The sequence below is a fragment of the Streptomyces sp. NPDC034049 genome (assembly GCF_055575575.1).
This window is the reverse complement of sequence record NZ_JBVISJ010000004.1, coordinates 603470-628604: the sequence shown is the minus strand read 5'-3', so window position 1 is coordinate 628604 and position 25135 is coordinate 603470. Positions and strand designations below refer to the sequence as shown.

22 protein-coding genes and 1 riboswitch are annotated in these 25135 nt (G+C 71.1%); of the genes, 2 read left to right on the top strand and 20 right to left on the bottom strand.

Features of this window, described 5'->3' with window-relative positions:
• Positions 1 to 28: 28 nt before the first annotated feature.
• Positions 29 to 649, top strand: a complete 621-nt coding sequence (locus ACZ52C_RS16000) for a TetR/AcrR family transcriptional regulator (protein ID WP_469075282.1) — start codon at positions 29 to 31, stop codon at positions 647 to 649.
• A 117-nt stretch (positions 650 to 766) separates the two neighbouring features.
• On the opposite strand, the gene ACZ52C_RS15995 is transcribed toward ACZ52C_RS16000, so the two are convergent.
• The 5 genes from ACZ52C_RS15995 to ACZ52C_RS15975 form a co-directional block, all read right to left on the bottom strand.
• Entirely contained in the window at positions 767 to 1552 is a 786-nt protein-coding gene (locus tag ACZ52C_RS15995) for an SGNH/GDSL hydrolase family protein (protein ID WP_469075281.1), read from the bottom strand.
• Positions 1553 to 1695: 143 nt separating this feature from the next.
• Positions 1696 to 2403 carry a DUF6250 domain-containing protein gene (locus ACZ52C_RS15990; protein WP_469075280.1) on the bottom strand — a complete coding sequence of 236 codons (708 nt, stop codon included), beginning with the start codon at positions 2401 to 2403 and terminating at the stop codon, positions 1696 to 1698.
• Between the two features lie 46 nt (positions 2404 to 2449).
• The gene (locus ACZ52C_RS15985) at positions 2450 to 4321 is read right to left on the bottom strand and encodes a rhamnogalacturonan lyase family protein (protein ID WP_469075279.1); all 1872 of its coding nucleotides are present in this window, start codon (positions 4319 to 4321) and stop codon (positions 2450 to 2452) included.
• A 248-nt stretch (positions 4322 to 4569) separates the two neighbouring features.
• On the bottom strand, positions 4570 to 5577 hold the full coding sequence (locus tag ACZ52C_RS15980) for a M23 family metallopeptidase (RefSeq protein ID WP_469075278.1): 1008 nt from the start codon (positions 5575 to 5577) through the stop codon (positions 4570 to 4572).
• Positions 5578 to 5581: 4 nt separating this feature from the next.
• Positions 5582 to 5740: riboswitch (cyclic di-AMP (ydaO/yuaA leader) on the bottom strand.
• Between the two features lie 302 nt (positions 5741 to 6042).
• Positions 6043 to 8118: an alpha-galactosidase gene (locus tag ACZ52C_RS15975; RefSeq protein ID WP_469075277.1), complete on the bottom strand. Its 2076-nt coding sequence runs from the start codon at positions 8116 to 8118 to the stop codon at positions 6043 to 6045.
• Positions 8119 to 8374: 256 nt separating this feature from the next.
• On the opposite strand from ACZ52C_RS15975, the gene ACZ52C_RS15970 reads away from it, so the two are divergent.
• Positions 8375 to 9172, top strand: a complete 798-nt coding sequence (locus ACZ52C_RS15970) for a tyrosine-protein phosphatase (protein ID WP_469075276.1) — start codon at positions 8375 to 8377, stop codon at positions 9170 to 9172.
• Positions 9173 to 9203: 31 nt separating this feature from the next.
• Here the strand turns inward: ACZ52C_RS15970 and ACZ52C_RS15965 are convergent, their stop codons facing one another.
• From ACZ52C_RS15965 to ACZ52C_RS15895, 15 genes are all read right to left on the bottom strand, one after another.
• The gene (locus ACZ52C_RS15965; RefSeq protein ID WP_469075275.1) at positions 9204 to 9326 is read right to left on the bottom strand and encodes a DUF6126 family protein; all 123 of its coding nucleotides are present in this window, start codon (positions 9324 to 9326) and stop codon (positions 9204 to 9206) included.
• A complete protein-coding gene (locus ACZ52C_RS15960; protein ID WP_469075274.1) occupies positions 9323 to 9955 on the bottom strand; it encodes a helix-turn-helix domain-containing protein in 633 nt (210 codons plus the stop codon). Before ACZ52C_RS15960 ends, ACZ52C_RS15965 begins: the two co-directional genes overlap by 4 nt.
• A gap of 105 nt (positions 9956 to 10060) precedes the next feature.
• A complete protein-coding gene (locus ACZ52C_RS15955; RefSeq protein WP_469075273.1) occupies positions 10061 to 11470 on the bottom strand; it encodes an aspartate aminotransferase family protein in 1410 nt (469 codons plus the stop codon).
• On the bottom strand, positions 11467 to 13416 hold the full coding sequence (dxs, locus tag ACZ52C_RS15950; protein ID WP_469075272.1) for a 1-deoxy-D-xylulose-5-phosphate synthase: 1950 nt from the start codon (positions 13414 to 13416) through the stop codon (positions 11467 to 11469). The genes ACZ52C_RS15955 and dxs overlap by 4 nt, the downstream gene beginning before the upstream one ends.
• A 40-nt stretch (positions 13417 to 13456) precedes the next feature.
• Positions 13457 to 14614 (bottom strand): flavodoxin-dependent (E)-4-hydroxy-3-methylbut-2-enyl-diphosphate synthase, encoded by a 1158-nt coding sequence (gene ispG / locus ACZ52C_RS15945; RefSeq protein WP_469075271.1) that lies wholly within the window; start codon positions 14612 to 14614, stop codon positions 13457 to 13459.
• A gap of 4 nt (positions 14615 to 14618) precedes the next feature.
• Positions 14619 to 15659 carry an adenosyl-hopene transferase HpnH gene (gene hpnH, locus ACZ52C_RS15940; protein WP_469075270.1) on the bottom strand — a complete coding sequence of 347 codons (1041 nt, stop codon included), beginning with the start codon at positions 15657 to 15659 and terminating at the stop codon, positions 14619 to 14621.
• Positions 15660 to 15664: 5 nt separating this feature from the next.
• Positions 15665 to 16309, bottom strand: a complete 645-nt coding sequence (locus tag ACZ52C_RS15935) for a phosphorylase family protein (RefSeq protein ID WP_469075269.1) — start codon at positions 16307 to 16309, stop codon at positions 15665 to 15667.
• Positions 16309 to 18303, bottom strand: a complete 1995-nt coding sequence (shc, locus tag ACZ52C_RS15930; protein ID WP_469075268.1) for a squalene--hopene cyclase — start codon at positions 18301 to 18303, stop codon at positions 16309 to 16311. The genes ACZ52C_RS15935 and shc overlap by 1 nt, the downstream gene beginning before the upstream one ends.
• A 137-nt stretch (positions 18304 to 18440) precedes the next feature.
• Entirely contained in the window at positions 18441 to 19586 is a 1146-nt protein-coding gene (locus ACZ52C_RS15925) for a polyprenyl synthetase family protein (protein ID WP_469075267.1), read from the bottom strand.
• Positions 19583 to 21022 (bottom strand): hydroxysqualene dehydroxylase HpnE, encoded by a 1440-nt coding sequence (gene hpnE, locus ACZ52C_RS15920; protein WP_469075266.1) that lies wholly within the window; start codon positions 21020 to 21022, stop codon positions 19583 to 19585. The genes ACZ52C_RS15925 and hpnE overlap by 4 nt, the downstream gene beginning before the upstream one ends.
• Entirely contained in the window at positions 21019 to 21159 is a 141-nt protein-coding gene (locus tag ACZ52C_RS15915; protein WP_469075265.1) for a DUF6380 family protein, read from the bottom strand. The genes hpnE and ACZ52C_RS15915 overlap by 4 nt, the downstream gene beginning before the upstream one ends.
• Positions 21159 to 22109 (bottom strand): presqualene diphosphate synthase HpnD, encoded by a 951-nt coding sequence (gene hpnD / locus ACZ52C_RS15910; RefSeq protein ID WP_469075264.1) that lies wholly within the window; start codon positions 22107 to 22109, stop codon positions 21159 to 21161. Before hpnD ends, ACZ52C_RS15915 begins: the two co-directional genes overlap by 1 nt.
• Entirely contained in the window at positions 22106 to 23008 is a 903-nt protein-coding gene (gene hpnC / locus ACZ52C_RS15905; protein WP_469075263.1) for a squalene synthase HpnC, read from the bottom strand. Before hpnC ends, hpnD begins: the two co-directional genes overlap by 4 nt.
• Positions 23009 to 23439: 431 nt before the next feature.
• The gene (locus tag ACZ52C_RS15900; protein ID WP_469075262.1) at positions 23440 to 24207 is read right to left on the bottom strand and encodes an ABC transporter ATP-binding protein; all 768 of its coding nucleotides are present in this window, start codon (positions 24205 to 24207) and stop codon (positions 23440 to 23442) included.
• The gene (locus ACZ52C_RS15895) at positions 24200 to 25129 is read right to left on the bottom strand and encodes an ABC transporter permease (RefSeq protein ID WP_469075261.1); all 930 of its coding nucleotides are present in this window, start codon (positions 25127 to 25129) and stop codon (positions 24200 to 24202) included. The genes ACZ52C_RS15900 and ACZ52C_RS15895 overlap by 8 nt, the downstream gene beginning before the upstream one ends.
• Positions 25130 to 25135 lie beyond the last annotated feature (6 nt).

Below are 25135 nucleotides of genomic sequence, written 5' to 3'. Positions count from 1 at the left end.
CGCGCGGGGGCCTGGGTAGGGTTGCCGTGTGGGCAGGGTGCGGTTGAGCGTGGCCGAGCGGCGTGCGGAGCTGCTGCGGGCCGCCATCGAGCAGATCGAGGAGCGGGGCGTCGCGGCGGTACGGATCGCCGACGTGGCCGCCGTCCTCGGGGTGAGCAACGCCCTGGTGCTCTACCACTTCTCCACCAAGGAGCGACTGGTGGCCGAGACGTTCCGCCATGCCGCCGAGGACGACCTGGCCCATCTGCGCAAGCTCCTGGGCCGCCACACCACGGCCCTGCGCCGGCTCCGGGCGGCCGTGCGCTGGTACGCCCCCACCGGGCAGGCCAAGGGCTGGCGCCTGTGGATCGAGGGCTGGGCCGCGTCCCTGCGCGACCCGGCCCTGCGCGAGGTCACCCGCGATCTGGACCGCCAGTGGAAGGCCGCCCTCACCGAGGTCATCGAAGCGGGCGTGGCCGCCGACGAGTTCCGCTGCCCGGACCCCACGGCGACGGCACTGCGCCTCACCGCCCTCCTGGACGGTCTGGCCGTGCAGCTCACGGCCTACGACGGAGCCGTCTCCCGCATCCGTGCGCAGGAGTGGGCCGACCGGGCCCTGGCCCATGAACTGAGCCTGGACCCGGCTTCGTTGACGGCGCCGCCCCGCTGAACGAGACGAGACCCGCGCCCCGAAAGGGGCGCGGGGAACTGCGCGGGCGACCACGACGGACGGAACGCCGCCTACGGAGCAGCGTTCCCACTGCGAGGTGGCGCCCCTTCTCGAACCTCAGGCCACGGACTCGATATGCAACCTGATGTCGTTCGGCGACAGTTGCCCCTTCGCCGACACATGGTCGCCGGAGGACTCCCCCCGCAGCCGCCGGCCGATCCACGGCACCAGAAACTCCCGGGCCCACTGGATGTTGTCCCGTCGCATCTCCAGCGTCCCGCGCGGCGGCAGCGGCGGCCACGGCTGGTCGGGGTCGGCCGGGACGTCGACCCCCAGCACCTGCCCGGCCCGCAGAGCGACCCGGGTGTGCCCCTCCGGCGACAGATGCAGCCGGTCCAGGTCCCAGGCCCGCCGGTCCTGCACGGTCTTCAGCGACCACAGGTCCAGTACGGGGCACCCGTACCGGTCGGCGATGGCCCGCACATGCAGGTTGTACGTGGCGATCTTGCCCCGCAGATGCTTCAGCACCGGCACGTCACGGGTGTCGAACCCGGTGGTCACCATGACCGTGCCGACGGCCGAGGTGAGCCTGACGACCGCCCGCTCGAACCGCTCGGCGACCTCGTCGGGGTCGGTGCCCGGCCGGATGATGTCGTTGCCGCCCGCGCAGAAGGAGATCAGATCGGGGGCGAGTTCCAGCGCCCTCGGCACCTGGTCCTCCACGATCTGGTCGAGGAGCTTCCCCCGCACGGCCAGGTTGGTGTAGTCGAAGTCGCCCTCGGGCAACCGGTCCGCGAGAAGCACCGCGAACCGGTCGGCCCAGCCGACGAACCGCCCGTCGGGCCCGGGGTCGCCGACACCCTCGGTGAAGCTGTCCCCCAGCGCCACGTACGACCCGATCATTGCTCTGCTGCCATTCGAATCGTCTGTCACATCGGGCCATGATTCCCCTTCGGATGTGGCCTACGCGACCGTAATAAGGGGTTGACGGGCGGTGAGATAGACCACGTGTCAAGTGTTGGTCAACCCGGAATACACCAGGTCGGTCAGTGGAGTCCCCACACCCGGAAGTCCTCGATCCGGAAGTGGCTCCAGGTGGTCCGGAAGGCGAAATGCCCACCCGTGTACGGCTCGGGGTCGCGGTGGTCGAACACGAGCCGTCCGTTGTTCCACCACTGGACCTTCGACCCGTCCGAGACGATCCGCACCCGGTGCGGCGCGTTCGCGACGAGCAGCGGCTCGGTGTAGTCGTAGAGCAGCGGCCGCACCCCCGCCTCACCGACGTAGCGCCGCATCCGTGTCGTCGTGTTGGTGTTGGCCCCGTATCCGACGTAGTACGTCTTCAGGTGGTCGTACTCGGCGAGCGCTCCGCCGCGCGGGGTGGCGAAGAGATCGTCGGGCGAGCGCACGTCGACGGCGTTCCAGAAGTTGTTCAGGTCGGACACCCGGTCGTTGACCCCGCCCGCGGAGACCGGCGTGGCCGTGTACGCGACGACGTACGGCCCCTCCAGCTTCCGCTTGAACCAGAGCGTGGCCCCGGCCGGTACGTCGACCTCCAGCACACCGCGCGAGGCGGTCACCGTGCCGCCGCGCTCCAACTCCACGGCCCACCGCCCCAGTCCGTGGCGGAAGTCGTCGGCGGCGATCAGCCTGCCGCGGCGCCGGGAGCTGTGGGCGGAGGCGGTGGCCGCCGGGGCGACGGCCGCGAGGGCGGCGCCGGCGGCGAGCGCTCCGAAAGCTCTGCGGGTGGTCATAGATGCTCCTTCTGTCCTTCACTCGATGGGTGGCGTTCCGGCATGTTCAACGGGACCGGACCGAGATCGCGGGCCTCGGCACGCGGCGGGTCTCGGTGCCGAGGTAGTAGTCCGTGTACGTCGACTGGAGGTAGCCCCGGACGGTCCATCCCAGCCGGTACGCGGGATTGTGGGCGAGCGTGTAGAGACGGGTTCCGGTCGGCTCGGTGGTGGTGTGGAGGCGGAGGGCGGTGTGGTCGGCGGTCTCGGCGAGGATCTCCTCGCGCCAGTCGCCGAGGATGTCGCCGTAGAAGGGGGTCGCGTTGCGCGCCCCGGAGACGACCCCGACCGGATCGAAGATCCTCGTACTGGTCTCGGTCGCCGGGTCCCAGTCGGAGACATGGGTGAAGTCCAGCAGCTCCGAGCCCTTGTCGCCGTCCCACCAGATACGGAAGTTGACGCTGGGCGTGGTCGCGGCGACCTTGCCGTCCCGGACGTTGCGGACGCCGGCACCGGGCGCCGTGACGTCGGCGGTGGACGTCCAGTACTCGTAGCCGCGATGGCCCGGGTCGATGTCGCCGGTGCTGCCCCGGCCGACGTCGATGTCGGTGTCGTTCTCCCAGTCGGCCGGGTGCTGCCCGGTCACCAGGCGCTCGCCGGTGTCGGCGTCGTAGTAGTACCAGGGGAAGTTCGGGACGACGCCGAGCTCCGCCTGCTGGATGGCGAATCCCTCCAGGCCGGGGCGGCCGGGGTCGAGGTCGGCGATGTGGAAGCGGTCACCGTGTCCGGCACCGTCGACGACGTACCGGAGGGTGCCGTCGCCGTTCACCACGTAGTTGCCGTCGGCGATCTCGTCCTTGCCGTCGAGGTCGACGTCGACGGTGCGGATCTGGTGGAAGCTGGTCGCGCCGCTGTCGGGGGGCACCACGTACTTCCAGCGGCGGGTCAGGACCGTGCCGTCGAAGTCCCAGGTCTGGAAGAGGACACGGAAGGCGCCGCGCCGGGCGCCGACCCGGGTGACGAGCTTGGTGACGAGGCTCGGGTGGACCCCGTCGAGGTAGGCGATGCCGAAGTGGCCGCCGGACGGGCCGTCGGCGGCGAAGTCGTCGGGCACGGGCTGCCGGTCGCGCTCGGTGCCGGTCGCGCCGTCGACGACGGAGACGAACTGCCGGGCGGGCGAGTCGGCGGTGACCCGCGTGCCGTCCGCGAAGGTCGCGCCGGCGGCCGTGTGCGCCAGCACCTCGGCCCGGCCGTCGCCGTCCAGGTCGAACACGGTCACGTTGTCGTCGTTGCGGTACCCGCCGATCGGCGTGGATCCGCTGATCGCGGCGGGCGCCGGGTCGTTGGCGCCGTTCCCGCCGACCTGGGTGTACGAGCCGGGGCCGAGGTCGACGCGCCACAGCCGCTCGCCGGTCAGCCTGTACGCCTCCAGCAGGTCGGGCCGGTCCCTGGTCTGCGAGAGCCTGCTCACCACCAGCTCGTACCGTCCGTCCCCGTCGAGGTCGCCGGGCCAGGCGTGCTGCACGGTGTAGCCCTCCGCCGCGGCGAGCGGGATCTCGGCGTACCCCTGACCGAGGACCAGCGCCGGACTCGGCTTTCCCTCCCGCCCGTCGACGACGGCCCGCACGCTGTACGCGCCCGTGCCGGGGCTGGTGTCGCGGTAGGTCGTCGAGCGGGTGATCGGCGCCCGGTTCAGCCGCTTGCGGCCCTTGTAGACGTTGAAGCCGATCGCGTCGCCGCGGCGGGCGTACTCCGTGCCGAGCAGCCGCCAGCTGAGGAAGGTCCCGCCGTCGGACGGTACGGCGACCAGGCCCCGGTCCAGGTTCTCCACGACCCGGCGAGGTCTCTCCGCGGCATGGCCGCCGGGTGTGGAGAAGAGACCGGCGAACAGGGCGGCCGCGGTCAGGAAGACGGTTCTTCGACGTCGGGCAGTACGCACCGACACTCCTTCACAGAGACAGAAAGCGCTTACGCGGATCACTGTCCCCGCCTCTCGCGGCACTGTCGAGGCTTCGCTCGGCCATGCCACACGACCGCAACACGGTGATCATGAAACGCCGAAGGCCGGTCCCTGATCACAGGGACCGGCCTTCGGCATGCGGGCGCCGGATGGAGGTGACGTCGGACGCCGGGCGAAGGTGTCGTCGGACGCCGGGTGGAGATGACGTCAGCCAGGGGGCGGGGTCGTCAGACGCCGACGCCCTTCGAGCGGAGGTAGGCCAGCGGGTCGATGTCCGAGCCGTAGTTCGGGGAGGTGCGGATCTCGAAGTGCAGGTGCGGTCCGGTGACGTTGCCGGTCGCGCCGGAGAGGCCGATCTGCTGCCCACCGCTGACCACCTGACCCGCGGAGACGGAGATCGAGGACAGGTGGGCGTACTGGGCGTAGTAGCCGTCGGCGAGTCTGATCACGACCTGGTTGCCGTACGCGCCGCCCCAGCCGGCGGAGACGACGGTGCCCGCCCCCACGGCCTTGAGGCTGGTCCCGGTCGGGGCCACGAAGTCGACGCCCGTGTGGTAGCCGCTGGACCACATGCTGCCGGCGGTCTTGTACGCGGTGCCGACGGTCGCGCCCGTGATGGGCCGGCTGAAGCCGGAGGCGTTGGACGACGAGGACTGGCCGCTCGCCGTGGAGGTCGACGCCTGGGTGTCCTTCGACTCCTGCTTCGCGGGAGCGGAGGGCTTCGGCGCCTTGGCGGGCTCGCTGGGCTTCGAGGACTGCGACAGCTGCGGCTTCGACGACGAGCGCGACGTCTCGCTCGACGCGGCCCGCTCACCGATCGACAGCTTCAGCCCCGGGTGGATCAGCGAGGGGTCGGAACCGACCGCCTCCCGGTTGTCCGAGTACAGCCGCTTCCAGCCACCCTCGACGTTCTGCTCGTCCGCGATCTTCGCGAGGTAGTCGCCGACCTTCACCGAATAGGTCTTGGGCGCCGCCTTCTTGGTGGTGCCCTTCTGCGCCTGCGCGGCCTTCTCGGCCTGCTCGATCCGTGCGCCCGCCTCGACCGCGGCCTTCTCGGCGGCGATCGTGGTCGGCTTCTCGGAAACACCCGAGGCAGCGGTGGACGGGGTCGCGGCGTGGGCGCCGGCGGCTCCGATCAGCGGCAGCGCGAGCGCCGCGCCACCGGTGCCGGCGGCGGCGATCGAGCGAGTGAAGCGCTGGGGCTTCGGACGGCGGTGCTTACCCTTCGCGGGCATGACGAATTCCTCTCCGGCGCCTGCGAGGTGAGCTGTCGGGTGCGGACTGGAGATGTCCGGCCGTGCTTGCGCACGGCTGTACCCCTAGCCGTTCCGGAGACCGGAACAGGCGGTGATTCCTGTGGGTCCCCCGCTCCTGCCGTGGATCTGGTCGGTACGCGGCTCCGGTCGGCGGCAGGATTGGGCGTCCGTCCGGATTGACGCCGAACGTAAGCGACTTGTGGCCACAGAGACAACCATGGGGACTTCCTGTGCGTCTTTTCCCCTGATCCTTACTTCAATTCACCATCACGCTCCGTAATAGACCGGTCCAGGGCGCATTCCAACCTCCCTGGAAATCCGCCCGAATTACGTGGACATGACGGCAACGGAACGTCACGAATATGACGCTGCTCACGCACCTACGGCCCAGTAGGCTTTATTCCAGGGTTTGTTGGATTAACGGCAGTATTTCGGACAGAAGGCTCAAGTGCGACGGAGTCGGACAACCGTCGCATCGAAGTCGCCGCGCAGCCCGGTCGGCAATCCGTGATGCGCCAGCACGGCACCCCGGTACTTTTCGCCCGTTTCGCGGCACTCGTACGTCCGTGTCGGGTCCAGCCCGCGCAGCCGCAGCGGGGCGAGCGGCTCGCCGTAGTGCTGCGCCTGGAGCCAGGCGAGGACGACGACATCGTCCCCGTGGACGTACTGCACGGCGCTCAGCCCGCCCGTCGGCGGCCGCAGCCGGTACAGGTCGCCGCGCTGCACGACCGGCCGGATCCTTTTGTACAGCTCGACCCACTCCCGGGCCTCGGCCAGCTCCTCCTCGCTCCACTCGGTGAGGTCGCCGCCCACGCCGAGCACACCCGCCATGGCGCTGACGAACCGGAACCGCAGCGAGCTGACCCGCCCGTTGAGCTGGTTGTTCGGGCTGTCGGTGACCCACGCGGCCATGGCCCGGGCCGGATGGACCTGGCTGAAGCCGTGCTGGATGGCGAGCCGGTCGAGCGGGTCGGTGTTGTCGGAGGTCCACACCTGGTCCGTCCGCGTCATGACCCCGAGGTCGATCCGGCCGCCGCCACCCGAGCACGACTCGAAGGCGACCCCCGGGTGCGCGGCCCGCAGCCGGTCCAGCAGGGCGTAGAAGGCGTGCACGTGCTCGACCCAGAGCTTCTGCGGATAGGGCTCCCCCGGCCAGCCCGCGTCGGTGAAGCAGCGGTTGAAATCCCACTTCACATAGTCGATCGGCGCGCTGGACAGAAGGGTGTCGAGCCGTTCCCACAGGTACTCCCGCACGTCCTCGCGCGCGAGATTGAGGACGAGCTGATTGCGCAGTTCTGTCCGCTTTCGGCCCGGTTGGAACTGTGCCCATTCTGGGTGCGCCCGGTACAGCTCGCTGTCCGGATTGACCATCTCCGGCTCGACCCAGATGCCGAACTGCATCCCGAGGGCGTGCACATGGTCGGCGAGCGGCCGCAGCCCCTTCGGGAAGCGGTCGGGATTGGGTGTCCAGTCGCCGAGGCCGGCCCGGTCGCTGGTCCGCGCCCCGAACCAGCCGTCGTCCACCACGAACAGCTCGACCCCCATGGCCGCAGCCCGCCGCGCGAGGGCTCCCTGCTGCTCCTCGGAGATGTCGAACTCGGTTGCCTCCCAGGAGTTGAAGAGCACCGGCCGGTCCTGGTCGGCGTCCGGGATGACGTACGCCCGCTGGTAGGCGTGCCAGGCGCGGCTCGCCCCGCCGAAGCCGCCGTCGCTCCAGAGGCCCGCGAAGACGGGCGTGGTGAAGGTCCCGCCCGTCTCCAGCCGCAGCAGTCCCGATTCGTCGTATCCGGCGCCGCCGGTGATCTGCACGCGCGCGTCCGGGAGTTGGGCCACCGCGATCCGCCAGGAACCCGACCAGCCGAGGGCGCAGCCGTAGACCTCGCCGCGCTCCTCGGTGGCGTCGGTGTCGAGGGCGACCCAGGGCAGGTGCTGGTGCCCGGTGTGCCCGCGGCGGCTGCCGATGACCTTCTCGCCGTAGGTGAGGTCGGCGCGCACGAGGCGGGACTCGGCCGCCCACCGCCCGTGCAGCTGGGAGAGGCGCCAGGGCTCCTCCTCGCGCCGCGGCAGGGTCCAGGTCGCCGAGTCGGCCCGCAACAGCTCCGCCGCCGGACCCTCGTTGACCAGGGTGACCCAGCGCTCGACCACGTCGTCGCGCATCCGGTAGTGCAGGGTGATCCCGAGTCCGTCGTCGGTGAACCGCAGCCGCAGCTCGTCGCCGTCGGCCTCGTACTCCCGGAAGGTCCACTCGGTGCCGCGCCGCTCGTCCGTGCGCACGGAGAGCGCCGGGCGGGTGAAGCGGGGGCCGCCCTCGACGGGGTACTCCTCGTGTCCGTCGACCGGGGCCTCGAACGGCCAGTACGGCAGCCGCTGCCGGCCGGCCAGCTCCTCGGCGTCCGCGAGGGCGATCCGGGGACCCCAGTGCAGATGCAGCAGCTCGTCGTTCTCGGTGAGCCGCAGGGCATAGCTGCTCCTGGGCCCGGTGAGCATCCAGGTCCGGCCGTCTGCGCCGATTTCCAACATCAAGCCCCCACAGATTCGAACAGGTGCGATCGGGCTTCAACATCATCGCAGGTCGCAGCGGGCGGTCGACGGAGCCTGTGGACAACCTCGGCCGCGTCGGCCGAGCGGCCTGTGGACAACCGCTCCGGCCCCCCGCGCCCGGCTGTGGACAACTCATTGGCGTACACACCCATGTCGTATCGTCGAGGGCGCGCCTCGATGTCGAGTGCGCGCCCGTCGGCGCCCAACGCGGACGGACGGATGGGAGGGAGCCCCAGTGACGCAGCAGATCCCGTCGACCGAACCCGAGCTGACCGGAGTGCGCAATTTCCGGGATGTGGGCGGTCTGCCGACCGTGGACGGCCGTCGGGTGCGTCACGGAGTGCTGTTCCGCAGCGGCCACCTGGCGCACGCGACCGACGAGGACGCCGCGTTCCTGGCCTCACTGGGCCTGCACACGGTCTTCGACTTCCGCAACGCGGCCGACCAGAAGCTGGAGGGCCCGGACGTCGAGCTGCCCGGCGTCCGCAATGTGAACCTGCCGCTGAGCGACCCGGCGGACGGCGCCGAGTTCTGGAAGATGGTCCGCGACGGCGACCTGGACCAGCTGCGCGCCCTGCTGGACGACGGCAAGGGGGCCGGCCGGATGATCGCCTCCTACCGGACGATCATCAAGCAGCGCACGGCGGAGCACTCCCGGGTGCTGCACGCGCTGGCCGAGGACAGCGTGCCCGCGCTGATGCACTGCGCGGCGGGCAAGGACCGCGCGGGCCTCTCCGTCGCCATCACCCTGCTCGCCGTGGGCGTGGAGCGCGAGGCCATCGTCGCCGACTACCTGGAGTCGAACGCCAAGCACCGCCGCTACAAGGTGCACCGCAGCAGCAGCGCGGCGAACGCCTACTCCCCGGAGGTCATGGAACTCCTGAGCCCCCTCTTCGACGCCCGCGCCGAATATCTCCAGGCCGCCTTCGACACCGTCGCGGAGACCTGGGGGGACGTGGACACCTACCTGGAGCAGGGCCTGAAGGTCACCCCGGAAACCCGGGAGCGACTGCGCGACCGCCTGCTGGACTGAGCCTTCGGCCCGTCCCGGTCCGGCCGGGTGGTCACTGCTTGGCGCCCACCTCGAAGAGCAGATAGATGAAGCCCGCGAAGACGTGGCCGACGGCGATGTAGATGATGAGCCGCACCCACAGGGCGCGGGGGAACTTGTCTTCCAGGTCGGTCATGGCGTCTCTCCGGACGGGGTCGGCCCGAGGCACAGCGCGGCCGTCGGGCTCTGCAGAAGGGTGTGGACGAACAGGAGGTCGGCGCCGTCGTGGTCGGCGGCGGCGATGCGGTGCGGGGTCAGGGAGTCGAAGTGCGCGCTGTCCCCGGGGGCCAGCAGATGCGCGGTGTCCCCGAGGCGCAGCCGCAGCCGCCCCTTGAGGACGTACAGCCACTCCTCGCCGGGGTGCACGCGCACGATGTCGCCCTGCGAGCCGTGCGGCACATGGACGCGCAGCGCCTGCATCCCGCGCCCGGACGCGCCCGCCTGCCAGTACGTCCAGCCGCCGGCCCGGGTGGGCTCCATGTTGGGCGCCCGGAGCACGGCGTCCCGTTCGACGACGGTCTCGCCGAGCAGTTCGGAGACGGTCGTACCGTAGACGCGGGCCAGCGCGAGCAGCATCGGCAGCGACGGCTGGCGCTGTCCGGTCTCCAGCCGGGAGAGATGGGCGGGCGACAGGCCGGCGGCGCGGGCGGCGGCCTCCAGGGTGAGGGCGGCCCGGCGGCGCAGGCCCCGCAGCTGCGGGGCGACGGCGGGCAGTGCCAAGTCGACCGGAGGCTCGGGAGGGTGCGTACCCTCGGAGGGGCTCATGCCCTCCATTCAGCCGCAGCCTTGCCTCTGCGGCAAATTTCTTGCCTCAGAGGCAAAGCCCCCGGACGTCGCCGGCGGCCGGACCTCGCCACCGGCCGGGCCTCGCTAGCGGCCGGCGACCGCCTGCTTCATCAGCGTCCTGCCGAAGTCCCACATCAGCCCGCCCCCGCTGTGCGCGTCGTCCATCACCTCCGTGAACGCGGCGACGAACCGGTCCACCTCGCGCTCCCCGATGATCAGCGGCGGGATCAGCTTGATCACCTCCAGGTGGTCGCCCGAGACCTGGGTGAGGATGCGGTGCCGTCGCAGCAGCGGCACGACGACCATCTGGGCGAAGAGTCCCTTGCGGGCGGCCTGGAGCATGGTCCAACGGCTGCGCAGCCCCAGCGACTTGGGTCTGCCGAACTCGATGCCGATCATCAGGCCCCGGCCGCGTACGTCGCTGAGCAGCTCGTACGTGTCGACCAGCGCCGTGAGCCTGCTCTTCAGCAGCTCCCCCGTGGCCCGGGCACGGGCCACGATCCGTTCGTTCTCCATGACCGAGAGGACGGCGAGCCCGGCGGCCATGGCCTGGGCGTTGGAGCCGAAGCTCGCCGAGTGGACGAGGACCCGGTCCATCGACGAGTAGACCTTCTCGAAGATCCAGTCCTTGCCGAGGGTCGCGCCGACCGGGACATAGCCGCCGGAGAGCGCCTTGGCCACACAGACCAGGTCCGGTTCGACGCCGTCCTCGTGCTGGTAGGCGTAGAAGTCCCCGGTGCGGCCGAGCCCGGTCTGCACCTCGTCGACGATCAGCAGCGCCTTGTGCCGGTGCAGCAGTTCCTGGGCGGCGAGCAGATAGCCGGGCGGGGCCTCGTGCACGCCCTTGCCCTGGATGGGTTCTACGACGAGGGCGGCGACGTCCCCCTTGCCCAACTCCGCGGCCAGCGCGTCGAGATCGCCGAGGGGGACGGCCGTGTCGGGGAGCAGCGGCGCGAAGCCGTCTCGGAAGCCGTCCTCGCCGTTCACGGAGAGCGAGCCGGTGGTGAGCCCGTGGAAGGCGTGGTCGCAGTAGAGGACGCGGGGTCTGCCGGTGGCGTACCGGGCGAACTTCAGCGCGGTCTCGACGGCCTCCGTGCCGCTGTTGCCGAAGAACACCCGGTCCAGGTGCGGGCTGTGGCTGAGCAGTTTCTCGGCGAGCAGCCCGGGCAGCGGCGGGCAGTCGAAGCGGGTGAGGTCGGCGAGCTGCGCGTCGAGCACGTCGTGCAGGGCCTTGCGGACCACGGGATGGTGGCGGCCGAGTCCCATCACGCCGAACCCGGCGAGCATGTCCAGGTGGTCGGCGCCGTCCGCGTCCCAGAAGTAGGCGCCCTCGGCACGTTCGTAGACCTTGTCGAAGCCGATGGTGTGCAGCATGCGCGGCAGTTGGTGGTTGAGGTGGCGGGCGTGGAGTTCGTAGCGTTCGGCGCCGCGCTCGGCGAGGAGCCCGCCGAGGTCGAACTCCTCGGTGCCGGCCGCTGGTTCCAGGGTGGTCATCGCTGTCTCTCCTCGGCGGGCTCGGCCTTCGGCGGGTTCTGCTCGGCGTCGTCCCGGGCGGCCAGCGACGCGGCGATCCGTCCGGCGATCTCGACCGGTGTCAGCCCTATGTCGGCCAGCACCTCCGCGCGTCTGGCGTGCGCGAGGAACTGCTCCGGGATGCCGAACCGCCGTACGGGAACATCGACCTCGGCGTCCGCCAGAGCCAGGGCGACGGCCGAACCGACCCCGCCGGCCCGGCTGTTGTCCTCCACGACGGCCACCAACCGGTGTTCGTCGGCGAGCCACGGCAGCGCCGGATCGACCGGCTTGACCCAGCGCGGGTCGACGACGGTGCAGCCGATGCCCCGGGTGCCGAGCAGTTCGGCGGCCTGGAGGCACACCGATGCCATCACGCCGACGGCGACGAGCAGCACCTGCGGCCGGCCGGAGTCCGGCGCCGTCGCGGCGGACGGGGAGCGGTGGAGCACGTCCATGCCGCCCACCCGCGCGAGCGAGGGGATCTCGGGCCCCACCGACTCCTTCGGGAACCGGATCAGGGTGGGGGCGTCGTCCACGGCGACCGCTTCCCGCAGCTGTGTGCGCAGTTGTTCGGCGTCGCGGGGCGCGGCGATCCGCAGCCCCGGTACGACCTGGAGGACGGACAGGTCCCACATGCCGTTGTGCGAGGGGCCGTCGACGCCCGTCACGCCGGCCCGGTCCAGGACGAAGGTGACGCCGCACCGGTGCAGGGCCACGTCCATCAGCAGTTGGTCGAAGGCCCGGTTGAGGAAGGTCGCGTAGACCGCGACGACCGGATGCAGTCCGCCGGTGGCCAGTCCCGCGGCGGAGACGGCGGCGTGCTGCTCTGCGATCCCGACGTCCCACACCCGGTCGGGGAACTTCTCCGCGAACCTGCCGAGTCCGACCGGGTGCAGCATGGCCGCCGTGATCGCGACGACGTCCTCGCGCTCGTCGCCGATCCGCACGATCTCGTCGCCGAAGACCGACGTCCAGGAGGGGCCGCCGGCGGGGGTGAGCGGCTCGCAGGTCAGCGGGTCCATCACACCGACGGTGTGGAAGTGGTCCTCCTCGTCGGCGAGGGCGGGCTCGTAGCCGCGGCCCTTCTGGGTCAGGCAGTGCACGAGGACGGGCCCGTGGAAGCGCTTGGCGCGGCGCAGCGCCGACTCGACCGCCTCGGTGTCGTGGCCGTCGATCGGTCCGACGTACTTCAGGCCCAGGTCCTCGAACATGCCCTGCGGGGCGAAGGCGTCCTTGAAGCCCTTCTTCGCGCCGTGCAGGGCCTCGTAGATCTCCTTGCCGACGATCGGGGTGCGCAGCAGGACCTCCTTGCCCCAGGCGAGGAACTGCTCGTAGCCGTCGGTGGTGCGCAGCGTCGCGAGGTGGTTGGCGAGGCCGCCGATGGTCGGCGAGTAGGAGCGTTCGTTGTCGTTGACGACGATGATCAGCGGCCGGTCCTCGGCGGCGGCGATGTTGTTGAGCGCCTCCCAGGCCATGCCGCCGGTCAGCGCGCCGTCGCCGATGACGGCGACGACGTGGCCCCGCTCCCCCAGCACCTGGCGTGCCTTGGCGAGGCCGTCGGCCCAGCCGAGGGCCGTCGAGGCGTGACTGTTCTCGACGATGTCGTGCGCGGACTCCTCGCGCGAGGGATAGCCGGACAGTCCGCCCTTGCCGCGCAGCTTCGAGAAGTCCTGACGGCCCGTCAGCAGCTTGTGCACATAGCTCTGGTGTCCGGTGTCCCAGACGATGCGGTCGACGGGTGACTCGAAGACCCGGTGGAGGGCGATGGAGAGTTCCACCACCCCCAGATTGGGCCCCAGGTGACCACCTGTCCTGGCGACCGCGTGCACCAGGAACTCCCGGATCTCGTCGGCCAGTTCACCGAGTTCCGCCTCGGTCAGCGCCTTCAGGTCGCGCGGTTGCCGGATGTTCTCCAGAATCGTCACGTCGGGCCCCCTCTCGCTCCGTGCTCCTCAGCCCGTGTCGTCAGCTCACGGTGACCGCCGGTTCCCCCGACGCGACGCCGTCCTTCTCCATCTGCTCGGCGATCTTCATCGCCTCGTCGATGAGGGTCTCCACGATCTTCGACTCGGGCACGGTCTTGATGACCTCGCCCTTCACGAAGATCTGCCCCTTCCCGTTGCCGGAGGCGACCCCCAGGTCCGCCTCCCGCGCCTCCCCGGGTCCGTTGACGACGCAGCCCATGACCGCGACCCGCAACGGGACCTCCATGCCCTCCAGGCCGGCCGTGACCTCGTCCGCCAGCCGGTACACGTCGACCTGCGCCCGCCCGCACGAGGGACACGAGACGATCTCCAGCCGCCGCTGCCGCAGGTTCAGCGACTCGAGGATCTGGATGCCGACCTTGATCTCCTCGACCGGCGGGGCGCTCAGCGAGACCCGGATCGTGTCGCCGATCCCCTCGCTGAGCAGCGCCCCGAAGGCGACGGCGGACTTGACGGTCCCCTGGAAGGCGGGACCGGCCTCGGTCACACCCAGATGCAGGGGGTAGTCGCAGCGGGCGGCCAGCTGCCGGTACGCCTCGATCATCACGACGGGGTCGTTGTGCTTGACCGAGATCTTGAGGTCGCGGAAGTCGTGCTCCTCGAACAGCGACGCCTCCCACAGCGCGGACTCCACCAGCGCCTCGGGCGTCGCCCTCCCGTACTTCTGGAGCAGTCGCCTGTCGAGCGAGCCGGCGTTGACCCCGATCCGGATGGGGGTGTCGTGGTCCTTCGCCGCCCGTGCGATCTCCTTGACCTTGTCGTCGAACTCCTTGATGTTGCCGGGGTTCACCCGTACCGCCGCGCAGCCGGCCTCGATCGCCGCGAAGACGTACTTCGGCTGGAAGTGGATGTCCGCGATCACGGGGATCTGCGACTTGCGGGCGATGGTGGCGAGGGCGTCCGCGTCGTCCTGTGTGGGACAGGCGACCCGGACGATCTGGCAGCCGGACGCGGTGAGTTCCGCGATCTGCTGAAGGGTGGCGCCGACGTCCGACGTACGGGTCGTCGTCATCGACTGCACCGAGAGCGGGGCCCCGCCCCCCACGGCCACCGGCCCGACCTGGATCCGCCGCGAAGGGCGGCGTTCCGCGATCGGTCGGGCGGGCAGTTCGGGGACGCCCAGCGACACGGCGGTCATCACATCACCCCTGGTTCCCGTGGTTCGCCTGGTTCCCGGAGACGGTCTCGCGCAGGGCGCGCAGAGACTCCTTGAGCGACCCCATGGTGGCGAGCACGGCGGTCGGCTCGTAGCCGCAGTGCGCCATGCAGTTGGCGCAGCGCGGGTCCTTGCCCCGGCCGTACGCGTCCCAGTCGGTGTCCTCGATCAGCTCCCGGTACGTGGTGACGTACCCGTCGCTCATCAGGTAGCAGGGCTTCTGCCAGCCGAAGAGCGAGTAGTTGGGGATCGCCCACGCCGTGCACGGGAAGTCGACCCGGCCCTCCAGGAAGTCGAGGAAGAGGGGCGAGTGGTTGAGCCGCCAGCGCCGCCGGTTGCCGCCGGAGAAGGCCTTCTTGAACAGTTCGCGGGTCTGCTCGACGCCGAGGAAGTGCTCCTGGTCGGGCGCCTTCTCGTAGGCGTAGGCGGGCGAGATCATCATCTCGTCGACCTTCAGGTCGTCGTTGAGGAAGTTGAGGACCTCGATGACGGTCTGCGGGGTGTCGGTGTTGAAGAACGTCGAGTTGGTGGTCACCCGGAAGCCGCGCCGCTTGGCCTCCTTGATGGCCGCCACGGCCTCGTCGAACACGCCTTCCTTCGCCACGGACTCGTCGTGCCGCTCCCGCAGCCCGTCGATGTGCACCGCGAACGCGAAGTACGGCGAGGGCTTGAACTTCTCCATCTTCTTGCGCAGCAGCAGGGCGTTGGTGCACAGGAAGACGTACTTCCTCCTGGCCACCAGCTGCCGCACGATCTCGTCGATCTGCGGGTGCATCAGGGGCTCGCCGCCGGCGATCGACACCATCGGCGCTCCGGACTCCAGGACGGCGCCCACGGCCTGCGCCACCGGCATGCGCTGTTTCAGCACGCCCGCAGGGTGCTGGATCTTGCCGCAGCCCTCGCACTTCAGATTGCAGGCGTAGAGCGGTTCCAGCTCGACGATCAGCGGGAACTTGTCCCGCTTGCGGAGCTTCTGTTCGGCGAGATACGTCGCCACCTTGATGGACTGGCGGAGCGGCATGGCCATCTGGCTCACCTCCTGGGGAGCAGCAAGGAACGGTGCCATTCGTAGTAAGCGGGAAGGACGGCACGAAGGACGCGGAAGGCTGATATTCCACCGCGTACCGTGCTGATCCGGACCAGTTCATGTTCTGGAGCGTCCACGACCACCCGGACGGCCGCAACGGGGCGTGCGCCCGATCGCACGGCGCGGTGGAGCGTGACCGCGGACTCCATGTCGACCGCGATCGCGCCGGTCGCGAACAGGTCCGACCGTTCCTGACCGCGTACGACGTGGTCCGAGCCGGTGAGCGGGCCGGTGTGGATCGTGCGCCCAGGTACGGCCTTCGCCAGCTCCTTGACCAGCAGTTCGGTGCCCACACAGGGCGTGACGGCGCTGTCGGGGCCCCGGGTCTCCTCGGCGACGACGAGGTCGCCGGGGTGCATGCCCGGGGCGAGTCCGGCGCAGAACCCGGTGGCCAGGACCGCCGCGTCGCGCAGCTCCGGGGCGGCGAGCAGCCGGGCGACGGACCGCTCGGCGGCCCGCGGGCCCATGCCGGTGCGCAGGACGGTGACCGGGCCCCCGGCGCCGCCCCGGTCACCGCTGCGCAGCGCGAGCTGCTCGATGCCGAGCGCGCAGGCGATCAGCAGCGGGGCCGGGGCGGCGGGCGTGTCCATCAGCGCCCCTGGGCTGTCAGGACGGCCGGTTCGCCGTTGACGTACCGGCCGAGCGCGGTGAGCGGGAAGACCTGCCGGTAGAGGTGGTAGTTGATCGAGAAGTCCCAGGGGAACCCGGTGCCGGTGAAGTACGGCTCGTCCCAGGAGCCGTCCTCCCGCTGGGTCCGGGCCAGCCACTCGACACCGCGTTCGGTGGACTTGGCGTCCCGCTCCCCCGCCGCCAGCAGCGCGAGCAGCGCCCACGCGGTCTGGGAGGCCGTGGAGGCGCCCTTGCCGCCCCACTCGGCGGGGTCGGGGTAGGAACGCAGGTCCTCGCCCCAGCCGCCGTCGTCGTTCTGCACGGTCTCCAGCCAGGCCACGGCCCGGCGGATCGCCGGGTGCGAGGCGGGCAGCCCGGCGGCCACCAGCGCGGGGACCACCGAGCCGGTGCCGTACACGTAGTTGACGCCCCAGCGCCCGAACCACGCGCCGCTGGGCTCCTGTTCGGCGAGCAGCCACTCGATGCCGCGCCGGGTGCGCGGATCGTGGGACAGGCCCTCGACCGCGAGCATCTCCACCACGTGCGCGGTGACATCTGCGGACGGCGGGTCGATGACCTCGCCGAAGTCGCAGAACGGCAGCCGGTTGGGGAAGGGGCTGGTGTTGTCGACGTCGAAGGCGGCCCACGCCCCGTTCCTCGACTGCATGCCGACGGTCCAGCGCACCCCTCGCCGGACGGCCCGCTCCACGCGCTCCGGGTCGTGGTGGGCCACCCGGCGCAGCGCGAGGACGACCTCGGCGGTGTCGTCGATGTCGGGGTAGTTGTCGTTGTGGAACTCGAAGGCCCAGCCACCGGGCGGGAGTTGGGGGCGCTTCACCGACCAGTCGCCGGGGCGGACGATCTCCTCGCCGAGCATCCAGTCGGCGGCCTTGACGAGTTGGGGGTGGTCGGCGGGCAGGCCCGCGTCGGCGAGCGCGATGGTGGCGAGGCAGGTGTCCCACACCGGCGACTGGCAGGCCTCGATCATCCGGGCCCCGTCCTCGCGCCAGACGGCGAACCGGTCGAGCGACTCCAGCCCGGCCCGCATCACGGGGTGCCGGAGGTCGTAGCCGAGCAGGTGCAACGCGATGAGGGAGTACACGGCCGGCGGCTGGATGCCGCCCCAGCAGCCGTCGTTCTCCTGCCGCTCGACGATCCAGCGGGCGGCGCTGTTCATCGCGGCCTTGCGCAGCCGCTTCAGCGCGACCCTGTGGTAGCCGTGCAGGAGCTTGTCGAGCCGCTGGAAGGCGCCTTCCCAACTGCCCAGCGGATCAAGGGGTCTGGGCGGGTTCGGCCGGCCCGGGTCGGTGTGCAGCTCGTCCAGCGGGAACGGCGCGGGCCGCACCGGACGCTTCGCCGAGACCACCGTCAGCGGCACGATCGTCTGCCGGGCCCAGCATCCGAAGTCGTAGATGTTGAGCGGCATCCACTTCGGGAACCAGATGATCTCCGGCGGCATCTCCGGCAGGTCGTCCCACTTCCACCAGCCGAACAGGGCCAGCCAGATGCGGGTGAAGACCCGGGCGGCGGCGATCCCGCCCCGGTCCCGGATCCACGCGGACGCCCGCGCCATGTGCGGGGCGTCGGGTTCGTCCCCGGCCAGTCGCAGCGCGACGTACGCCTCGACGGTGGCGGAGAGGTCCGGCGGGCCGCCGTAGAAGGTGGCCCAGGTGCCGTCCGGGCGCTGCTCGCCTCTGATGAACAGGGCGGCGGCCCGGGTGGTCCTCTCGTCGCGGATGCCGAGGAACTGACGGAGCAGCAGGTCCTCGGCGTCCATGGTGACGTTGGTCTCCAGGTCGCCCTTCCACCAGCCCTGGTCGTCCTGCCGGGAGAGGAGGAAGTCGGTGGAGCGCCGTACGGCGCGCGCGGCGGCGGCCTGTACCCCGGCCACCTGCGGGGTGTCGTGGTCGGTGTCGCTGGCCGAGGGGGCGCGGGGCGGCAGTGCCCCGGTGCTTCCGTCGGTCGTCGCTGTCATGGCTTCCCCTTCGTGCAGTGGACGGATCTCTCTGCGGTGGGTCAGCCGTCGGCCGGTGCGTGTCCGGCGACGGGCACCGGCCGGCGACTACGCGAGGGCTATTCGACCGATGCCGGTCGGCTCCTGGGGGATGGTGCTCATCTCTTCCGTACGACGACGAAGTCCGCGAGCGCCGCGAACTCCTCCCGGACCCGCTCGGGCATCCGGATCGAGTCCAGTGCCTCGATGGCGATCCGGTGCTGGCGGCGCGCCTCCTCGACGGCCCACTCGCGGCCGCCCGCCTCCTCGATGAGGGCGGCGCGCGCGGCGAACTCCGCCTCGGAGAAGTTCTCGAAGTCGCTCGCCTTGGCGTCGGCGGCGAGCAGTTCGCCCAGCTCCTCGGAGGCCGGGCCGCCTGCCGCGAGCGCGGCCACGACGGGCAGGGACTTCTTGCGCTGGCGCAGGTCGCTCCAGGTCTGCTTGCCGGTGGAGACCGGGTCGCCCCAGATGCCCAGCAGGTCGTCCACGGCCTGGAAGGCGAGGCCGAGGTGGTAGCCGTACTTCTCCAGCGTGTCGGCGGTGCGGTCGTCGGCGCCGCCGAGGACCGCACCGATGGAGCAGGCGCAGGCGAGCAGGGCGCCGGTCTTGTTGCCCTCCATCTCCAGGCACTCCTCGACGGTGACCCGCTCGCGGTGCTCGTAGGAGATGTCCTGGGCCTGTCCGTCGATGAGGGCACGGGTCGCCGTGGTGACGCGGCGGGTGGCGCGGGCCGCCTCGGCGGTGCCGAGTTCGAGGAGGATCTCGTTGGCGAGGACCATCAGGGCGTCGCCGACGAGGATGGCCTGGGCGGGGCCGTGCACCTTCCACACGGTGTCGCGGTGGCGGCGCTGTTCGTCGCCGTCCATCAGGTCGTCGTGCAGCAGCGAGAAGTTGTGCACCAGCTCCACGGCGACCGCGCCGGGGATGCCGGTCTCGGGCGCGGCGCCGGTGACCTCGGCGGACATGACGGCGAGCGCGGGACGTACGGCCTTGCCGCCGTCGCCGTCCGCCGGGTTGCCGTGGGCGTCGATCCAGCCGAAGTGGTAGGCGGCGACGGTGTCCATGGGGGGCGCCAGCCGGTCGACGGCCGCCCGCAGCACGGGGGTGGCCAGGGTCCGCCCGCGCTCCAGGAGCGCGGTCACGTCCACCGCGGTCCTCGCGGCGGCCGTCACGGCCGGGGGCACAGTGGGCACAGTCTCTCCAGATGTCGATGTGTTCGCGGTACCGGGAGTGCGGGAGCCGGTCCGGTGCGCCTGCGGCGTCATGCCGCCTCCTCGTGGTCGACGAGGCGGTTCCGGGGCCGGCCCGCGGCGGCGAGGGCGGCGTCCGCCGCCGCGATGCCGCTGCGGACCGCACTCTCCATGGTCGCGGGCCACCCGGTGGCGGTCCACGCTCCGGCCAGGTACAGGCCGGGTGCCTTGGTGCGGGCGCCGGGCCTGAGCCGTCCGACGCCGGGGGTGGGAGCGAAGGTCGCGGTGCGCTCCCGGGTCACGAAGAAGTCCTTCACCCCGGCGCCGCGCGTGCCGGGCAACAGCCGCTCCAGCTCGGGCAGATACCGCTCGCGCAGGACGGAGACCGGTGCGTCGATCTCGCTCCGCGCGGCCGACTGCGACAGCGCCAGGTACTGGCCGTGGCGCAGGCCCGAGGCCTCGGTGCGGTCGAAGACCCACTGGACGGGTGAGCCGAGCGCCGCGAAGAAGGGCCTGCTGAGCACCTTGCGGTCGTACACGACATGGACGTTGAGGATCGGCGCGGTGCCGATCTCCAGCAGCCGTCCGGGGTCGTCGAGGGCTCCCCCGGGCAGCAGGTCGTGCGTCTCGCGCTGGGGTACGGCGAGCACGACCGCGTCCGCGTCGAGGGTCTCGCCGGGCACCTCGACCCGCCAACCGCCGTTCTCCGCGCGGGAGACGGAGCCGACGCGGGCGCGGAGCACGGTACGCACGCCCGCCGAGTCGAGCGCCTTGCGGGCCCGCCGGTCGTGCAGTTCGCCGAGCGGGACGTGGGCCCAGCCGATGTCGGCGGCGCCCGGCTCGGAGAGCAGCCCCGTCTTGAACACCATCGCGGCGAGCGCGAGGGAGGCGTCGCCGGCCACCGCGTTGAGGGTGGCGACCCCCACGAGGTCCCACAGCGCCTCGACGGCACGCGCCGACTGCCCCTGGGCGGCCAGCCAGCCGCCGAAGTCCCGCTCGTCCAGTGCGGGATCGGCGAGGTCGAGCGCCTTGAGCGCCAGCGCGGCCCGTCCCACCCGCGCACGCTCGGCGAGCGAGAGATGGGTGTACGTGGCGAGGCTGCGCCCCAGGTGCAGCGGTACGGGCAGCGCGTCGCGCCGCAGTCTGCCGAGCCGTCTGCCGGGCCGGCCCTCGGCGTCGAGAACCGGCACGTCGAGACGATCCTGCAAGGGGGCGAGCGCGGCGGCGTCGACCCGGTCGAGGAACCAGCGGTAGGCGGTGCAGCACCGCAGGTACACATGCTGTCCGTTGTCGACGGTGAGGTCGCCGCGCTGGAAGGAGAAGGCGAGTCCGCCGAGGCGGGGCCGTCCTTCCAGCAGAGTGACCCGGACGCCCGCGTCCGCGAGCGAGAGCGCGGCGGTGATGCCCGCCAGCCCGCCGCCGACCACCACGGCCGTGCGCGGGCGCCGGCCCTCGCGATCCGCGTCCGGCAGTGCCTCCGACTGTGCCTCCGACTGTGTTCCGTCGGTCATCGTGCACCCTCCCCTGCCGGTCCGCCGGGGTGCTGGAGCGGTTCGCGGCGGACCGTCGCAGTCTGGGACGCGCCATGGGTGCGGAGGGTTGCGTACCACTTTTCGCCGATGGGTTCGCCTTGGACCGGATTGTCCATCAGACGCGCCTCCTGACGGTGCGGCGTGAGACATGGCGGGCGTCCAGACCGGAGAGGCCGCGCACGGCGACGTAGGCCTTCTCCCGGCCGGGCAGCGAGACGCGTCCGCGCAGCACGGCCTCCGGCTCGCGCTCGATGCGGTCGAGCAGCCGGCGGTAGATGCCGGCCATGGCGGCGACACAGGCGCCGCTGCGGCGGTCGAGCATCGGCAGCAGCCGGTACCCCTCGGCGAAGAGGGCGCGGGCCCGGCGCACCTCGAAGTGCACCAGACCCGCGAAGTCGGAGTCAGCGGGTGGCAATGGCCCGGCGAACCCGGCCGAGCAGCCGAACTTCGCGAGGTCGTCGGCGGGCAGATAGGTGCGCCCGCCCTCCGCGTCCTCGCGAACGTCCCTGAGGATGTTGGTGAGTTGGAGGGCGAGCCCGAGGGTGTCGGCGTACTCCGGGGCGCGTTCCGCACCGCGCGCGCCGGGTTCCGTGCCGAAGACGCCGAGCGAGAGCCGGCCGATGGCGCCGGCGACGCAGCGGCAGTAGACCTTCAGGTCGTCCCAGGTCTCGTAGTGCTCGCCGCGCACGTCCATGAGGACGCCGTCGATGAGTTCGTCGAGGGCGTCGAGCGGGATCGGGAAGTCGGCCGCCGCGTGGGCGAGGGCGACCACGACGGGATCGGTGTCGTCGTCGTCGACCGAGCCGGCCCTGACCCGGGTCAGCAGCGCCCTGGTCTCCTCCAGCCGGGTCGCCTTGGCCTCGATCGCGAGGGCGCCGTCCCCGATGTCGTCGACCCGCCGGGAGAACGCGTACAGCGCGGACATCGCGCGGCGCTTGGGGGTCGGCAGCAGCCTGATGCCATAGGCGAAGTTGCGGGCCTGCTGTCCGGTGACGGCCTCGCAGTAGCTGTAGGCGGCGAGTACCGGCGCGGACACGTGCGGTTCCGACTCCACGGTCCGGATCACCCCTCTCCTCGCAGGGTCGCGCCCACCTCGCGCAGCAGCCGGAGCTTGCCGGGCTTGGGCGGGCCGGGAAGTACGTCGAACTCGGCGGCGGCGATGGCGCGGACGGCCGCCCGGCCCCCCGCCACGAACCCCGCGAGGAGCAGCCTCAGCCTGCCGTGGACGCTGTCCACGAGGGGGGCACCCTCGTCCAGGAGGTCGCGGGCGCGTTCCGCCTGAAAGGCGACCAGGGCGCGCACCGACGCGCCCGCGGAGGACGCGGCGAGGTCCGCCTCGCGGACGTGGAAGCGCTTCAGGTCCGCGGCGGGGAGGTAGATCCGGTCGCGGCGCAGGTCCTCCGCGACGTCCTGGAGGTGTTCAACGATCTGCAGCGCGGTGCAGATCGCGTCCGAGTGCCGGACCCGCTCGGGGGTGGTGGCACCGGTGACGGCGAGGACCAGGTGACCGACGGGGTTGGCGGACAGCGCGCAGTAGGCGAGCAGGTCGTCGTAGGTCTCGTACCGCTTGACCAGCTGGTCCTGGCGGTTGGCGGCGATCAGCGCGAGGAACGGCTCGGGGGTGAGGGAGCGTCGGCGGACGGTGTGCCGGAGCCTGCGCAGCAGGGGGTGGCTCGGGGTGCCGTCGAAGACCTTGCCGAGGTCGGCCTCGAAGGCGTCCAGCAGGAGCAGCCGGTCGTCGGCGTCCTGCGGGGCGAGGCCCAGGAGGCGGGCGTCGGCGCCGCCGGGGGCGAGGTCGCCGTCACCGATGTCGTCGACGAGGCGGGCGAAGCCGTAGACGGCCATGAGGTCGTCGCGCCATGCCCTGGGCAGGAAGAACGGGGCGACGGGAAAGTTCTCGGCCCCGGCCTTGTCGAGGGTGTCGCGCTCCGGGTTCGCGGTGCGCGCCGTCCCGGTTTCGGTCACCGCTCGTCACCCGGCGCGGGAACGGCAGAAGCGTGGTTGCGCTGGGGAGTCTCCATAGCCATGGCCGTCACATCTCCCGTTCTACACTGCCGACCCAATACGCACTATTTCGGACACGCCGCCCAGTGGGCGGCGTCTGCGGCTGATGCCGGGTGTCGCGCATTATGGACCCACTTGCCGCGATTCGGCACCGGTACAGCTTACGTTGTACAACGCACCATGCTCCGTGGGGGTGTCCGGCACATCACAAGAACGCACCGATTGCCCCCAAGATTCCTATGGGCGGCTGGAGTTGACACATCCTTGCCGAAGTTGGCGATTCCTTTGCGGATGCCGTCCCCGGTCGGTCGGACGAGCGCCCCGCCCCTGTCTCCCCCGCAGACGCCGGGCCCCGCCGGAGCAGTTCCGGCGGGGCCCGGGTCGTGCCGGGACTACTTGCCCGTGAACTTCTCGTACTCCTTGAGCACCTCGTCGGTCGGGCCGTCCATGCGCAGCTCGCCGCGCTCCAGCCACAGGACGCGGTCGCAGGTGTCGCGGATGGACTTGTTGTTGTGGCTGACCAGGAAGACCGTGCCTGCCTCCTTGCGCAGTTCGCGGATCCGGGCCTCGGAGCGCTTCTGGAAGGCGCGGTCACCGGTGGCGAGGGCCTCGTCGATCATCAGCACGTCGTGGTCCTTGGCAGCCGCGATGGAGAAGCGCAGGCGGGCCGCCATGCCGGAGGAGTAGGTGCGCATCGGCAGGGTGATGAAGTCGCCCTTCTCGTTGATGCCGGAGAAGTCGACGATCCCCTGGTAGCGCTCCTTGATCTGGTCGCGGGACATGCCCATCGCCAGGCCGCCCAATATGACGTTGCGCTCGCCCGTGAGGTCGTTCATCAGGGCGGCGTTGACGCCGAGCAGCGAGGGCTGGCCGTCGGTGTAGACCTTGCCCCGCTCCGCCGGGAGCAGACCGGCGATGGCCCGCAGCAGGGTCGACTTGCCCGAGCCGTTGGAGCCGATCAGACCGATGGCCTCGCCCCGGTAGGCGACGAAGGAGACGCCCTTGACGGCGTGCACCTTGCGCACGCCCCGCTCCTCGCCGCGCTTGAGGATGCGGCTGAGCGCGGCGGTCGCGCTGCCCTTGCCGGTCTTGGCGCCGTTGACGCGGTAGACGATGTGCAGTTCGTCCGCGATGACGGTGGGGATGAGTGACTCAGCCACGGCCGTACCTCTCCTCCGCCTTCCAGAAGTACACGAAGCCGCCGAGCGCGATCAGCACGGCCCAGCCGCCGGCGACCGCCCACACGTGCGGGGGCAGGTTCTCGGAGCCGTAGCCGTCGATCAGCGCGAAGCGCATCAGGTCCATGTAGATCGCCGCCGGGTTCCACTGGAGGACGTCGGCGATCCACTTCGGGTGGTCCTCCAGCATCACCGGGATGGAGAACATGACGCCGGAGGCGTACATCCAGGTCCGCATCACGAACGGCATCAGCTGCGCGAGGTCCGGGGTCTTCGCGCCCATACGGGCCATGATCAGCGCGAGGCCGGTGTTGAAGAGGAACTGGAGCGCCAGCACGGGGACGATCAGCAGCCAGGACAGCGACGGGTAGCTGCCGAAGCCGACCGCGACGCAGAACAGCACGATCATCGAGAACAGCAACTGCTGGAGCTGCTGGAGCGCGAAGGAGATGGGCAGCGAGGCGCGCGGGAAGTGCAGGGCGCGCACCAGGCCGAGGTTGCCGGAGATCGCGCGGACGCCCGCCATCACCGAGCTCTGCGTGAAGGTGAACACGAACACACCCGTGACCAGGAACGGGATGTACACCTCGCGCGGCATGCCGCGGTCGGCGCCCAGGATCAGGCCGAAGATCAGGAAGTACACCAGCGCGTTGAGCAGCGGGGTGGCCACCTGCCACAGCTGGCCGAGCTTGGCCTGGCTGTACTGCGCGGTGAGCTTCGCCTGCGAGAAGGCCAGGATGAAGTGGCGCCGCCCCCACATCTGGCGGACGTACTCCACGAGTCCGGGCCGGGCGCCGCTCACGGCGAGCCCGTACTTGGCGGCCAGTTCCGTCGCGGAGAGCCCGTCGTCGGGCGACGGACGGTCGCTCACCACAACCCTGCCGTCATGCGTTGTCTCACTCACAAATGG